This window comes from Yersinia sp. KBS0713, assembly GCF_005937895.2.
GTDB lineage: Bacteria > Pseudomonadota > Gammaproteobacteria > Enterobacterales > Enterobacteriaceae > Yersinia > Yersinia bercovieri.
On the sequence record NZ_CP042173.1, the window covers coordinates 884,647 to 897,044 of the forward strand.

A 12,398-nucleotide genomic window follows, 5' to 3' on the forward strand; every position below is an offset into this window, starting at 1 on the left:
GGCGGCAGGCCGCGCCAGTTCTGGGCTGGAAGGGGGTAAATAGCATCAAAATTATTGTGCAAATTTGTGAAAAATATAGATTTAATTTTATATGACTAAATGATTGCTTAGATAATAATTTGCATATTTAAGTAGTTGTGAAAATATTATTAACATAAGATTGAAATGTAGCTTAACTGGCCAAAAATCAATGATTCCAGCTAAGAAAGTTTTTAGTTTATTATTCTTAGTATATTGTATTTAGAAATTACATTTCACTTATGCATCAATAATGAGAGGGATCACAAAATGCCAGTAACAACTGCACAAGAAACTCCTGAAGATAACGAGCCAGTCGACCAGACAGTCAATGGTGATGAACTAATCGGAGTATCTGAAGAGCAGGGTAACGAACCTTATGAGTATGTTAAGGAACGTAAAGTTGTCATTCAACCATACGATTATGCTGTTCGAACGCTTATGGATATGATTATTGAAGAAGACTTAATTCTTGACCCAGACTATCAAAGAAAGTATCAGTGGGATGATCTTAAAGCTTCGAAATTTATTGAGTCTATTTCATTAAATATTCCAGTCCCGGTTATATATTTAGCTGAAGAAAAAGATGGTTCCTTCAGTGTTATTGATGGGCAGCAGAGACTGACCTCACTGTTTAGATTTATGAAAGCTTCTGATATAGAAGGGGTGTTCACAGACCCAAGTATTTTACCACTCACAATAAATGGTCTAAAAATACTTCCTGAATTCAATGGGAAGACATATCTTGAATTAGATAGAATATTTAAATCTACTATAGCAAAACGCCCAATTAGATGCATTGTGGTATTAAATGAGTCTGATGAGGCTCTAAAATTTGAAGTATTTGAACGGCTAAATACTGGTAGTGCATCATTAACAGATCAAGAGGTAAGAAATTGCGTATACAGAGGCGCATATAATTCATTAATAAAAAGACTTTCTAGTTATGAAAAGTTTCAAGAGCTATTATCATTGCCAGCACATTCTTTAAAATCAATGAAAGATTCAGAGTTGGTATTGAGGTTTTTAGCGTATAGAGATTTAGGACCAACTGTTGAGTACTCTGATAATTATTCTGAATATCTTAATATTCATATGGAAGAAAATAGAGGGTTATCACCATCAAGAATTAATGAAATTGACGCGATATTTAAAGGAACTGTCGATTTAATCTATGAGGTGTTAGGAAGTGGAGTTGCATTTAGAAAACCTAAAAATAGAAATAATCCAACAGATAATGGTTTTGCTCATAACGTAATAAATGGTGCTATCTATGAATCTCAAATGGTCGCATTTTCGAGAGTGTTAGATTTGGAGGATAAATCAGATTTAGCAACAAAAGCTCTTTCGGCGTTTAGTAATGATCAATATTGGGATTGTCTATTCCAAGGAACATCTAAAAGATCTAAAGCGTTGCGTAGAAGCACTATTCTTACCGACTGTTTGCAAGCGGAGTAGATTATGACTCTGACCTGTACCGTTACACATCTTTCATATCTCGATGAGATAGATATTATTGCTGGCGCTGTAACAGATGAGTTGAATCTTGGTGCTAATGTTAACTTTGTTAAAGCCAATGCAATGACTCGTTCTGGGTTAGTATTACTATGTGGTTACTTCGAGGGATTCATTAGGGAAATGAGTAAAGAGTTCATTGATATAATAAATGATTCTCAGCTTAAGTCTAAGGAAATACCGATAAGTTTACTTTCAGAACATGCTGTTGAGTGCTTAAGTAAATTCAAAACTAAAAATGCGACTCCCTTTAATGCCATGATTCAGAGTTTTATCATGGATGATTGTTTAATATTGGACAGTAAGAAATTATCGTCAACAAAAGCAAATCCTTCTGTAGATACTATTGAAAATATATTTTTTAACTTTGGCATACCTAATGTAATTGATATTGTTACAGTAAATGATTATTCTGACTTGGATAGTACATTTATTATGGATTCGCAGATTAATAATGCTATGCTAACTGCAATAAAAAATGCAGTCGATAATGATCCAGAAAAAGAAAGGTTAATCATAGATGTAATCGAATTAAAGTGGATGAAAAAAAACAAAAGAAGACGGGTGGGGTATTTGAACGTAATTGATGAGTTGCTGAAGAAAAGAAATAGAATAGCTCATGGTGAAGGGATGGATTTAATTACCCCCGAAGAGTTGTCAGGGATGACAGATAGTATAAGGAAGCTTTGCTTAAGTCTAGCTCGCGAGTTAGAAATAAAGATTGCAGATTTAATAACTTGATTTTTTAATTATCCGGCATAGAGAGAGGTAATGCTTTCTCTATGTTTATATTCACTGATTTTTAGCAAATAATATGGTTGCTTATTATATTCTACGTGGGTTGATTATGCTATTTAAATGCCCATTTTCACACATGAAAAATCTCATTTCACCCCCAAAATCCACCTTACCCCCCATCACCAACGCCCGCAATTCCCATGCTTCCGGCTCTATGCCGATTTTTCGCAGGAAACTGAGCACCTGACCTGCTAACTCACCGACAGGCTGATACTGAGCCGCTATCTCTGCTTTTTTCACCTCGCGATTATCTGAGACTGTCTTACCCTTATCCCCATCATTGCGGATACGTTCGGCCAGTTCTCGCCGTTCTTTACGCCCCATATCCTCAAAAAGCTGGCTGGTTTGCTGGTGATAGCGTTTTATCTGCTTGGCTGTGGCGTTCTTTGGCAGTTTTGGATAACTAAATTCTGCGGCTGGCGGGGTGCTTTCAACCGATTTTTCCGGTTGAGGATCGCTACCGCGTACAGTTATTGACAGAACTCCAAGGGGCGGCGGGCCACCCTGAACGTCAACAGAAAAATCCGCGTCTGCTTTGATTTTAGGGACAATTTTGTAAGTGGTGGTGCGGGTATAGATAATTGAATTAGAACCTGATTCGGGGGCAAAGACGCCAGTGATCCGGCTGACGTTATCCCCGTAATCATTGCCGTTCTCGGTGATGTCGTAATTGAGCCTTACACGCAAATCTTTACGGGCAACTAACGGGCCGCCTTGTGCGAGGGTGTAACCCGCCCAGTTGCCCTCGTCAGCGGCAACCTGTGCCGGTGATATCTCTGGGAATAGACGCAGCTCCTTATCACGCAGACGGCGTAATTCACGGTATACCGTGACCGGAGCACCACCTATTTGCTGAAACTGGCGAATACGCCAACGGGACGCCCATGCACTGACTCGCTTGGCGGTTTCCTTTAGGGGTTTACCGCTTTCGTCGTCCAGCTCATCATCAAGCGCATAACCGTCGATATTCTTTGATATATATTTGGCAATGTAGCCGGTGGCGCTACCCAGTTCTTTATCAATGGGTACGACATGGAAACGGGCTTTAAGTGCATCTTGTGATTGCAGCTCTTCCGAGTCTTCCCAGCGGGCATAGGTGCAAAAAATATCGCGAGCCAGTTCGATGTCAGTAGGCAGCATAAACAGCAGCATATGCCAGTGGGGTGTTTCGTCATGGTGGGGTTCTGCCACACGGAAACCAAATACCCGGATATCGGCACGTTTCCACGCGGCACGAACCTGTGACCAGATGCGACATAAATACTTCTGCGTCTGCCGTGGGCTGGCACCACGCCATTTGTGATTACGTTTGCCACTGTTGTGCATGGAATGGAATTTCGACGGCGCGGTTAACGTGTAGAAATCACCGGCTAAATTCTCTTGTTCCGCGATATCCTCAAAACCGCGCATTCTGGTCATTAATTCGCAGCGGCGGATCGCGGGATTGGCAATACTGCCATCGTATTTATCAACCAGTGAAATTCGGTTCCCGTCTTCATCTTCAAGCTCAAACGCCTGAAGGAATTCACGGTTAGACTTCTTCTGTGCTTGCCATTCTTTGAGGGTGGGATCACTGCAATAGGGCGCTGATTTGGCGTGAACATAACCCGCCGCAATCATCAGGTGTTCACGCCACTGATCATGGATATGCTTCAGACGGCGTAACCACCATGAAGGGGACTCAATACGGGCAGTGGCGCGCAATGCTTCGTCCGCTGTCATCGTTTGGCTTTCGTATAATCCCCAGCCCGGTGCGCTGGTATTTAGCTGACGAGTTAAAAAACCGATATAGCCATAACCGGATACAATCGCGGTTTCAATATCACCATCAGGTAAACCCATTTGATGATCATATTCGCGGATAAATTCGCCAGTCATACAATCTGATAGGCGATAGGCCAGCCTTTTGATCTCGCGCTTGCCGTAGTAAGGAATACGGCGAAAATCATCGTAGAACGGGAGTAACACATGGGATCGAATATCAATCTGATATTGCTCTGTTACGCAGTCCACACGCGGCAATAGGTACTTTTCGATTGAGTTGATTAAGTAGCTATTGGCTCGTTTGGCTCCACTGTTTTGTTTAATGTTCTCCACCCGTGAAGTGTAGTAGCGGCGGATATAGTGAGGCAGTGATTCAAGACGGCGCATAACACGCCGCGCACGGGGAATGGGTTCATTGGTTTGAGCAAAGCGTCTGAATAAATCCTCGCTGATTGGTTTCTCACCGGCAGCGGTCGCAATAGATGGTCGAGGCGCATTCCACGAGTAAGCCCCGGTAAACGTTTCAGAGTTACCGGGGTAAGGTTTAGGCGGGTTTGGGGTACTGCGACCGCGTGAATGGTTGGTCATTCATTGCGCCTAAGAGTCGCGATGATTTCCCCGGTACTTTTTCGGCCGTCCGCCTTACAACTGATAGAGCGCGGAGCCGTAATAGAGTGAAGAGTGAAACGGCTATAAAGATCACGGGCGATAGGAGTATCGCTATTAGACGCAACAACATGACAACCATTTTCAGCGGCCCTTGCCAATAATCGGGCTAACCGAAATTGTTGATCAGCGCTGAAACCATCGGTGTGGTATTTGGTAAAGTCAGCGGTGCTGGAGACTGGGATATAAGGTGGATCGCAATAAATCACATCGCCTGCAACAGCCATATCTAGCGCTTCGGTAAAATCGCAACATAAGAAGGTCACTTTCTTGGCTTTTTCAGCAAAGAAGCGGATCTCAGCTTCGGGAAAGTAGGGTGCTTTGTATTTGCCATAGGGGACGTTAAATTGCCCTTGTTGGTTATAGCGACAAATACCATTAAAGCAGTGACGATTTAGATAAAGGAAGATTGCCGCTCTGGATATATCATCGCGGTTTCGCGCATTAAATATTTTGCGGAAAATATAATACTGTTCGGGGGAGTTAGCCGTAAGAAACAGTGCGGAAGCCACATTGATTAAGTCGCTCGTCTCTCTTTTGGCGACTTCATAGAAGTTAATCAGATCATCATTGATATCCGTTATCAGATATTCATCATAATCAGTATTTAACATCACTGAACAAGAACCCGCGAACGGCTCTACCAGCCGTTTACCTGTTGGTAAGTGTTGGCGCAAGGTTGGCATGATACGAGCCTTTGAACCGGCCCATTTCAATGGGGAGCGATTCATAAAGCACCCCGATAGTGTTTCTTTTTCTCTTCATGGATTTGCTGGCAAGTCACACAATAAATTACCCCCGGCACACTGATACGCCGTTGCTCTGGAATTGCAGCCTCGCAGGATTCACAGATAAAAGTAGAGGGGGCGGCTGGCTTACTGCGAGCATTGGCGATCTGAGCGGCTAATACCATCTCTTGCCGTTCTTGGACGAGATCGATTAAATCAGGCATCAGTGTTGGCCCTCAGAAATGGCTTTGAGGTTGTCAGCAACTTGGCGAATTAATTCAATAGCTTCAATGCTGTTAAGGTCACGTTGGGAAATATGATCTGAAAGGGCCGTTAACTTTTCTGACAAATTAAGCGCAAAGGCTTTTCGTTCCTCCATTCGTGCGCTATTTAAATATTGGTGCATGGCTTCAGTTGAAGTGGATGTTGCGGCAAGTCTGCGATTCATCATTTTGCTATTCCTTGTTTTCAGACAATAAGAGTCCCGGCGCGATATAAAACGCCTGTGGCTTTCTGGTAATTAATTACGGGTCTTGATTGATTACAGCGTCAGCATCGGGCAGTTCTTTAGGAAATGAGGCCGTCAACTCGGATAATTCTCTCATGGCCTTAATCACCCCTAATCGGTCTGATTTATCTAATTCGTGAAACTTCAATTTATGCTTATCCCGGTGCAGTCCAGCAGTGAAGTAGATCAATCCTCTGTGGCGAAATGACACACCTGATAAAAATGCGGCAACTCTATTCGTTCTCCTTAATGCCTTGTTAAGCATTAGCCGGACATTAGCTGTCTGAATAAGGCCGGTTTTTATTTGCTCCGCTGTGAGTTCAATTGCTCTTGCAGACTTTTGCATAGCAACACCTCCGGCAAAGATAAGTTAAGCGAATATCCCCATAAGGCGGGCAAACCAGCGACGTGGCGCTCTGGGTTTCGCCATATAAGGTGTTCTTAGTCCTGGGATAAACTGCACTTCGCTAGCTTTCGGTTGGAAATATCGACCGTCTGGGGTTTCTAACCAGCCGCGTTGGTGATGGTAATGCGTGACTTGCTGGCCGTTCACCAATAATGCGGCAAGGGATGGGCACTGTGAGATTTGAGTCATGACGCATTCCTCATCTGGTGCAGTTGATCAACGTAAGCCGTTGCTTGTGCCTGAGCATCAAACTTGCCGTAAGAGTGATCGCCCTGGCTCACCTGATAGCGAGTAATTGGGTTTATTTTGTTACGTTTCAGGCGGGTAATAGAGAATCCACGGTAAACGCTGGTATGTTCGCTGACTTTAACCACGGCAAAAATCGGGTTGAATGTTTCTTCGAACAGGCGCTTTGTTGCTGAAATGGCAAGGTTCATCATGCTGCCGCCCCTACTTTATCTTTACGCCCCTTTCCTGGCTTGCTAGCGCTGATGCGGTCTTTCCATCCATGCCAAGCTGATGGAGCATCTTCAACTAATTGTTCAGCGTATTTATCCCACTCCGACCGGCTAATCCACAATTCAGCGTTGCCGCCGGGCTTAGATGGGTCAGCCATGTAGAACGCGGGAAGCTTGCCAGCTTTCGCCATCGAAACCACAGCGTCTACTGTCTTGCCTATATATAAAGCGAAGCCCTCTTTCGAGAGAAGATTGGCGGGTTTTTCCGACAGCCTAATCGTTCTTTTGGTTGGGGTGTCTTCATTTTTCAGCAAACTTTCAGATCCAAGAGTTTGAGCGACTTCTGACATTTGCTATTCTCCGTGTTGGTTCCTGAATCACTATCTAGCACTACATAGGACTAGTTAACTGTGATTTGGGTTTTTGTTTCATTGAAAGATTAGCGGATACAGAAACTATATGTCAAGTACGCAAGGTGAGAAACTCAAACTGATAAGAGAATCAGAAAGACTAAATCGTAGGGAACTAACTGATTTAGTTGGAATACCTTACGGTAGTTATGCGAATTATGAGTTGGATAAAATGAAAATGTCATTTGAAGCTGGTACCAAGCTATTCAAACACCCAAGATTTAGGAAATATAGAGACTGGTTTATGTTCGATGAGATAAACCCCGGAGCCGGACAGATCGCTCCGGCCCTCTCCCCTGATGGGCAGTACGGAACAATCTCTACCCACTTAGGGAAAGAGATTGGTTAAGTGTTTATAAAACCTATATTTTTGAAATAATATTCCAAGATGAAGTATTCATCGGAGGGCTATCTTATGTCGATTAAGAAGCTCGATGATGGTCGTTATGAAGTGGATGTAAGGCCGCAGGGTTCCGAGGGAAAGCGAATCCGGCGTAAGTTTAATACCAAGGGCGAAGCACAGATTTTTGAACGTCACACCTTGGTTAATTTTCATAATAAAGAGTGGCTAGAGAAGCCAGCCGACCGGCGAAAGCTCACTGAGTTACTGGATTTGTGGTGGATATACCACGGCAAGAACCATGAGACAGGCAAGAAACAAAAAGAGCGATTAAATGCGGTTATTCGGGACTTAGGTGATTTGGGTGTAACTCGCGCAGATCAGCTAACAAAGAAAGCCATTATTGATTACCGGGTATATCTGCTAGGTACTAACTTGAAACCGTCTAGTGTGAATAAACTCCATTACATCTTAAGAGGCATGTTCACAAAACTCATTAAGGCTGATGAATATCATTGTTCAAATCCATTCGATGGGATTAAAAGATTTCAAGAGGCTGAATCTGATATGGCTTTTTTATCTGATGATGAGATGATCAATCTTCTTGAGCGCCTGAATGGGGATAACCGTAAAGTTGTTATGATGTGCCTGGCAACCGGTGGCCGTTGGAGTGAAATAGCTAACATTAAATGCCAGCATATTATAGGCAATAAGGTTAGTTTCATGAAAACCAAAAACGGGAAACAGCGAACAGTGCCAATTTCTAGCGAACTGAAAGCCTATGTGACGCATGGGCAATCTGGTGCACTGTTCTCGCCAAGCTATACGACTGTCCGCAATGTTCTGAAAGAAATAAAACCTGATTTACCACATGGTCAAGCGGTGCATGTGTTAAGGCATACATTTGCCACGCATTTCATGATGAATGGCGGTAACATCATTACGCTTCAACGCATTTTAGGGCATGCGACAATACAGCAAACTATGACCTATGCGCATTTTGCACCGGACTTTTTACAAGATGCTGTAACGCTAAATCCTATTGCGGGAGTGTCCATAAAGTGTCCATGAAGTAGGTCTAGTTAGTGCTAGTTAGGACTATATAGATACGCTAAGTGGTTGTTTTATAGCTACAACCCCCGTTCCTTTAGGGGTTGTAATACGCCTAAGCAGGCGCCTTTGTTTTTATCAGTTGCGATTAGCAGAAGCTGTTATCGGGGTTTTATTGGGAGCATCGTGTTGGCAAAGGTTTTTGAGAAAGCGACAGTTTTAGATAATGCTCTGCTAGCGGATATATTGCAGCAAGTTCACCCGCTGATTGGTCAGGGAAAAGTTGCTGACTATATTCCCGCGTTGGCTAAAGTCTCAGCTGACAAACTCGGTATTGCCGTCTGTACCGTTGATGGCAAGATATTTCAGGCCGGAGATGCCAATGAGCGATTCTCAATTCAATCGATTTCGAAAGTATTAAGCTTGACGCTGGCATTATCCCGTTATGGTGAGCAGGAGGTATGGCAGCGAGTTGGCAAAGAGCCATCCGGTCAGCCATTCAACTCACTGGTTCAGCTAGAGTTAGAAAAGGGTAAACCGCGCAATCCTTTTATTAATCCGGGGGCGCTGGTGGTGTGCGATATGCTGCAAAGCCGCCTGAGTGCACCGAAACAGCGGATGTTGGAGGTGGTACGTCAACTGGTGAGTGATGATAGCATCAGCTATGATTCTCGAGTCGCTCGCTCGGAGTTTGAGCATTCAGATCGTAATGCCGCCATCGCCTATTTGATGAAATCTTTCGGCAATTTCGAAAATGATGTGCTGACGGTACTTCAGACCTATTTTCACTACTGCGCCATGCGCTTGAGTTGTACCGAGCTGGCCCGCTGCTTTGTCTATCTGGCGAATCAGGGGCGCAGCATAGGTGGACATGATCCATTGATTACGCCGATGCAGGCGCGGCAAATCAACGCCCTGATGATTACTAGTGGCATGTATGATGGAGCAGGTGAATTTGCCTTTCGCGTAGGTATGCCAGGAAAATCTGGGGTGGGTGGTGGCATCATCGCCATTGTGCCAGATGAACTCTGTATTGCTGTTTGGTCACCTGAATTAGATAGCGCAGGGAACTCTCTCGCCGGAACCGCTGCCTTAGAGCTACTGGCACAGCGGATTGGTCGCTCCATTTTTTAAACCGTTTTTCAGGAGTCTTATGTTACATAAAATGAAAGCATTACGAACCGCAGGTTTGGCACTATTAATGCTGACCACCTGGCAGGCGCAGGCTGAATACCAGTGCAGCGTAAAGCCACAGGATGATGTAATTATCAGGCCGCAATCTGTCCAGATAGTGGGGGCTAGCGGCAATTTGCAGATTTCACCCGACGGTGATGTTATTCGTAATGGCAAAACATTGACGCTAACAGATGCACAGCGCCAACAGGCATTTCGCTATCAGACTGCATTGCGTAAAGATTTGCCTTGGATAGATCAGGGGGCGCAACAACGTCTGGAGAAAGCACGAGTCTCGTTAGATAAAGTGATTGTTAAAGAGCTGGGCAGCAACAGCAATGTGCGTAACCGCCTGACCACGCTTAATGATCAACTAAAGCAGCAGATGAGCCGTATCATTGAAAAGCGCAGTGATGGTTTAACCTTCCATCACCAGGCTATTGATCAAGTTGAGAAAGATGGCCGGCAACTGGTGCAACAAAGTATGGGCGGCGTATTGCAAGATAGCCTGAACGAGATGGGGGTCAAGCAAGCGACCAGCGGCGCGGGTAATAATCCGTTGCAGGCCATTATGGGCAATTTGGGCGGGCTACAGCAGGCCATTCAGAATGAGTGGAACAGCCAGGAGCAGGATTTCCAGCAATTTGGCCATGAAGTCTGTGGGCGGGTGACGGCATTGGAGCAGCAGCGTAAAGATCTACTCAACGCTTTGAATTAATATCTTGCTTCAGATTTTGCAGGTTCAGACTGGGGATGCCATCTGAACCTGTTTTCTATCCATTAGCGTTATAAAAATAGCTCTAACAGTGAGTTAAGGAATAGTTTTCCTTTCTCGGTTATCTGCCAGTACTCCTCGGTTTCAATTAAATACTCTTTTGCTAATGCCTCATCCAATTGCGGGCGGATGGTGCTTTCAGCCAAACCAGTAAAGTGGTAGAAATCCGCGCGTGGCGCAGCTTCTAGCAGGCGGAACCGGTTCATAAAGAACTCAAAAGGCCGATCGGCGGTTTCCACTTCATATCTCTTATCCAGGTATTTACCCTGCATAAAACCACGGGGATGCTTGGTCTTTATCGTGCGTAAAATTCGCCCATCGCTGAAGGTTATTTTACCGTGCGCACCACAACCAATGCCCAAATAATCGCCAAAGCGCCAGTAGTTAAGGTTGTGTTGGCATTGATAGCCCGGTTTGGCATAGGCCGAGGTTTCGTACTGCTGATACCCAGCAGCACTGAGCAGCTGATGGCCTTGTTGGAAAATATCCCACAGTGCATCATCGTCTGGCAGAATTGGCGGGCGTGAACTGAAACCGGTATTCGGCTCGATAGTCAGTTGATACCAAGAGAGGTGAGGCGGATTCAGTGCAATCGCCTGGCGCAAGTCGCTCAGTGCCTGCTCTAATGTCTGGTCGGGTAGGCCATGCATCAAATCCAGATTAAAGCTGCGCAACTCCAATGAGGTTGCCAGCTCTGCGGCACGTTTAGCCTCCTCTGGCCCATGGATTCGCCCAAGGCGCGTCAACTTCTCTGCGCTAAAACTTTGCACCCCAATAGAGATGCGATTGATACCGGCGCGTTGATAACCGCTGAAGCGATCAGCTTCGACTGCACCGGGGTTAGCTTCCATGGTAATTTCAGCATCAAATGCTACGGGCAATCTGGCGCGGACACCATCGAGCAACTGTTGCATTGCCTCGGCACTGAGCAAACTTGGGGTGCCACCGCCAATAAAGATAGTGCTGATTTCACGGCCACTGACCAGCGGCGCGTCTACATCAAGATCCGCCAATAAGTGCTCTACATACTCCTGATGGGGTACATCGCCTTTCAGCGCATGGGAGTTAAAGTCGCAGTAAGGACACTTCTGCACACACCAGGGAATATGAATGTAGAGGCTGAGCGGAGGTAATTTAAGCATTGCGCAGTGCATCCAACATCATTTTCAGGGCTTGACCACGATGAGATACCGCATGTTTCTCTTCGCGGGTCAATTCTGCTGCGGTTTTGCCCAGTTCAGGGACATAGAAAATAGGGTCATAGCCAAATCCGGCACTACCCGCAGGCTGACGGGCAATCACGCCAGGCCATTGACCGTGAAACACCAGCGGCGTTGGATCATCACCATGGCGCATATAAACCAGTACGCAATGGAATTGAGCACTGCGCTGTTCGTCGGGAATATTTTTCAGTGTTACCAGCAGCTTATCGAGGTTCTGTTGATCACTGGCATCTGCCCCCGCAAAACGTGCGGAGTAAATTCCCGGCGCACCACCCAAAGCATCAACAGCTAAACCTGAGTCATCGGCGATGGCTGGCAAACCGGTTGTCTGTGCGGCATGGCGCGCTTTTAATATGGCATTTTCAATAAAAGTTAAGCCAGTTTCTTCGACAGACTCAACACCCAGATCGGTTTGTGCGACGACATCTAAGCCGAAATCAGCGAGCAGACTTGCCAGCTCACGCACTTTTCCGGGGTTGCCGGTAGCTAATACTATTTTTTGCATGAATGAATCCTGAATTTTTAGCTGATACTACTTGGCTGAGACTTAATGGCCTGACGGGGAA

16 protein-coding genes are annotated in these 12,398 nt (G+C 45.1%); 6 read left to right on the forward strand and 10 right to left on the reverse strand.

All coding sequences use genetic code 11. The annotated features are described in order from the left end of the window. Positions 1-288: 288 nt before the first annotated feature. Both FFE93_RS04085 and FFE93_RS04090 read left to right on the forward strand, forming a co-directional pair. Entirely contained in the window at positions 289-1,476 is a 1,188-nt protein-coding gene (locus FFE93_RS04085) for a DUF262 domain-containing protein (protein WP_138774831.1), read from the forward strand. Positions 1,477-1,479: 3 nt separating this feature from the next. Next, positions 1,480-2,274, forward strand: a complete 795-nt coding sequence (locus tag FFE93_RS04090) for an MAE_28990/MAE_18760 family HEPN-like nuclease (protein WP_138774832.1) — start codon at positions 1,480-1,482, stop codon at positions 2,272-2,274. Positions 2,275-2,358: 84 nt separating this feature from the next. Here the strand turns inward: FFE93_RS04090 and FFE93_RS04095 are convergent, their stop codons facing one another. The 8 genes from FFE93_RS04095 to FFE93_RS04130 form a co-directional block, all read right to left on the reverse strand. Next, positions 2,359-4,683 (reverse strand): replication endonuclease, encoded by a 2,325-nt coding sequence (locus FFE93_RS04095; RefSeq protein ID WP_186367695.1) that lies wholly within the window; start codon positions 4,681-4,683, stop codon positions 2,359-2,361. Next, on the reverse strand, positions 4,680-5,492 hold the full coding sequence (locus FFE93_RS04100; protein WP_138774833.1) for a Dam family site-specific DNA-(adenine-N6)-methyltransferase: 813 nt from the start codon (positions 5,490-5,492) through the stop codon (positions 4,680-4,682). Before FFE93_RS04100 ends, FFE93_RS04095 begins: the two co-directional genes overlap by 4 nt. Further along, positions 5,489-5,713 carry a TraR/DksA family transcriptional regulator gene (locus FFE93_RS04105; protein ID WP_138774834.1) on the reverse strand — a complete coding sequence of 75 codons (225 nt, stop codon included), beginning with the start codon at positions 5,711-5,713 and terminating at the stop codon, positions 5,489-5,491. Before FFE93_RS04105 ends, FFE93_RS04100 begins: the two co-directional genes overlap by 4 nt. Then, positions 5,713-5,940 carry a DUF2732 family protein gene (locus FFE93_RS04110; RefSeq protein ID WP_138774835.1) on the reverse strand — a complete coding sequence of 76 codons (228 nt, stop codon included), beginning with the start codon at positions 5,938-5,940 and terminating at the stop codon, positions 5,713-5,715. The genes FFE93_RS04105 and FFE93_RS04110 overlap by 1 nt, the downstream gene beginning before the upstream one ends. Before the next feature lie 73 nt (positions 5,941-6,013). After that, positions 6,014-6,343, reverse strand: a complete 330-nt coding sequence (locus tag FFE93_RS04115; RefSeq protein WP_049603001.1) for a DUF5347 family protein — start codon at positions 6,341-6,343, stop codon at positions 6,014-6,016. Between the two features lie 24 nt (positions 6,344-6,367). Next, positions 6,368-6,592 (reverse strand): phage filamentation protein Fil family protein, encoded by a 225-nt coding sequence (locus FFE93_RS04120; RefSeq protein WP_049603000.1) that lies wholly within the window; start codon positions 6,590-6,592, stop codon positions 6,368-6,370. Next, positions 6,589-6,843 carry a hypothetical protein gene (locus FFE93_RS04125; RefSeq protein WP_315850381.1) on the reverse strand — a complete coding sequence of 85 codons (255 nt, stop codon included), beginning with the start codon at positions 6,841-6,843 and terminating at the stop codon, positions 6,589-6,591. Before FFE93_RS04125 ends, FFE93_RS04120 begins: the two co-directional genes overlap by 4 nt. Continuing rightward, positions 6,840-7,211 (reverse strand): Cox family DNA-binding protein, encoded by a 372-nt coding sequence (locus FFE93_RS04130; protein ID WP_049602999.1) that lies wholly within the window; start codon positions 7,209-7,211, stop codon positions 6,840-6,842. The genes FFE93_RS04125 and FFE93_RS04130 overlap by 4 nt, the downstream gene beginning before the upstream one ends. A 109-nt stretch (positions 7,212-7,320) precedes the next feature. Here FFE93_RS04130 and FFE93_RS04135 point away from each other — a divergent pair, with 109 nt between their 5' ends. The 4 genes from FFE93_RS04135 to FFE93_RS04150 all read left to right on the forward strand — a co-directional run bounded on the left by FFE93_RS04135 (position 7,321) and on the right by FFE93_RS04150 (position 10,552). Next, positions 7,321-7,620 carry a helix-turn-helix domain-containing protein gene (locus tag FFE93_RS04135; protein WP_049602998.1) on the forward strand — a complete coding sequence of 100 codons (300 nt, stop codon included), beginning with the start codon at positions 7,321-7,323 and terminating at the stop codon, positions 7,618-7,620. A gap of 66 nt (positions 7,621-7,686) precedes the next feature. Continuing rightward, positions 7,687-8,682 (forward strand): tyrosine-type recombinase/integrase, encoded by a 996-nt coding sequence (locus FFE93_RS04140; protein WP_049602997.1) that lies wholly within the window; start codon positions 7,687-7,689, stop codon positions 8,680-8,682. A 153-nt stretch (positions 8,683-8,835) separates the two neighbouring features. After that, positions 8,836-9,795, forward strand: a complete 960-nt coding sequence (gene glsB, locus FFE93_RS04145) for a glutaminase B (protein WP_138775203.1) — start codon at positions 8,836-8,838, stop codon at positions 9,793-9,795. A gap of 19 nt (positions 9,796-9,814) precedes the next feature. Beyond that, on the forward strand, positions 9,815-10,552 hold the full coding sequence (locus FFE93_RS04150; RefSeq protein ID WP_138774836.1) for a DUF2884 domain-containing protein: 738 nt from the start codon (positions 9,815-9,817) through the stop codon (positions 10,550-10,552). 68 nt (positions 10,553-10,620) lie between these two features. Here FFE93_RS04150 and hemW read toward each other — a convergent pair whose 3' ends face one another. Together hemW and FFE93_RS04160 are read right to left on the reverse strand one after the other, a co-directional pair. Continuing rightward, positions 10,621-11,751: a radical SAM family heme chaperone HemW gene (gene hemW / locus FFE93_RS04155; protein ID WP_057647799.1), complete on the reverse strand. Its 1,131-nt coding sequence runs from the start codon at positions 11,749-11,751 to the stop codon at positions 10,621-10,623. Continuing rightward, a complete protein-coding gene (locus tag FFE93_RS04160; protein WP_057647797.1) occupies positions 11,744-12,337 on the reverse strand; it encodes an XTP/dITP diphosphatase in 594 nt (197 codons plus the stop codon). Before FFE93_RS04160 ends, hemW begins: the two co-directional genes overlap by 8 nt. Positions 12,338-12,398: the final 61 nt, after the last annotated feature.

Bases quoted from the DNA above. Each gene is read 5' to 3' on its own strand.
- FFE93_RS04085 (WP_138774831.1), top strand. From the start codon at position 289: ATGCCAGTAACAACTGCACAAGAAACTCCTGAAGATAACGAGCCAGTC.
- FFE93_RS04090 (WP_138774832.1), top strand. From the start codon at position 1,480: ATGACTCTGACCTGTACCGTTACACATCTTTCATATCTCGATGAGATA.
- FFE93_RS04095 (WP_186367695.1), bottom strand. From the start codon at position 4,683: ATGACCAACCATTCACGCGGTCGCAGTACCCCAAACCCGCCTAAACCT.
- FFE93_RS04100 (WP_138774833.1), bottom strand. From the start codon at position 5,492: ATGAATCGCTCCCCATTGAAATGGGCCGGTTCAAAGGCTCGTATCATG.
- FFE93_RS04105 (WP_138774834.1), bottom strand. From the start codon at position 5,713: ATGCCTGATTTAATCGATCTCGTCCAAGAACGGCAAGAGATGGTATTA.
- FFE93_RS04110 (WP_138774835.1), bottom strand. From the start codon at position 5,940: ATGATGAATCGCAGACTTGCCGCAACATCCACTTCAACTGAAGCCATG.
- FFE93_RS04115 (WP_049603001.1), bottom strand. From the start codon at position 6,343: ATGCAAAAGTCTGCAAGAGCAATTGAACTCACAGCGGAGCAAATAAAA.
- FFE93_RS04120 (WP_049603000.1), bottom strand. From the start codon at position 6,592: ATGACTCAAATCTCACAGTGCCCATCCCTTGCCGCATTATTGGTGAAC.
- FFE93_RS04125 (WP_315850381.1), bottom strand. From the start codon at position 6,843: ATGATGAACCTTGCCATTTCAGCAACAAAGCGCCTGTTCGAAGAAACA.
- FFE93_RS04130 (WP_049602999.1), bottom strand. From the start codon at position 7,211: ATGTCAGAAGTCGCTCAAACTCTTGGATCTGAAAGTTTGCTGAAAAAT.
- FFE93_RS04135 (WP_049602998.1), top strand. From the start codon at position 7,321: ATGTCAAGTACGCAAGGTGAGAAACTCAAACTGATAAGAGAATCAGAA.
- FFE93_RS04140 (WP_049602997.1), top strand. From the start codon at position 7,687: ATGTCGATTAAGAAGCTCGATGATGGTCGTTATGAAGTGGATGTAAGG.
- FFE93_RS04150 (WP_138774836.1), top strand. From the start codon at position 9,815: ATGTTACATAAAATGAAAGCATTACGAACCGCAGGTTTGGCACTATTA.
- hemW (WP_057647799.1), bottom strand. From the start codon at position 11,751: ATGCTTAAATTACCTCCGCTCAGCCTCTACATTCATATTCCCTGGTGT.
- FFE93_RS04160 (WP_057647797.1), bottom strand. From the start codon at position 12,337: ATGCAAAAAATAGTATTAGCTACCGGCAACCCCGGAAAAGTGCGTGAG.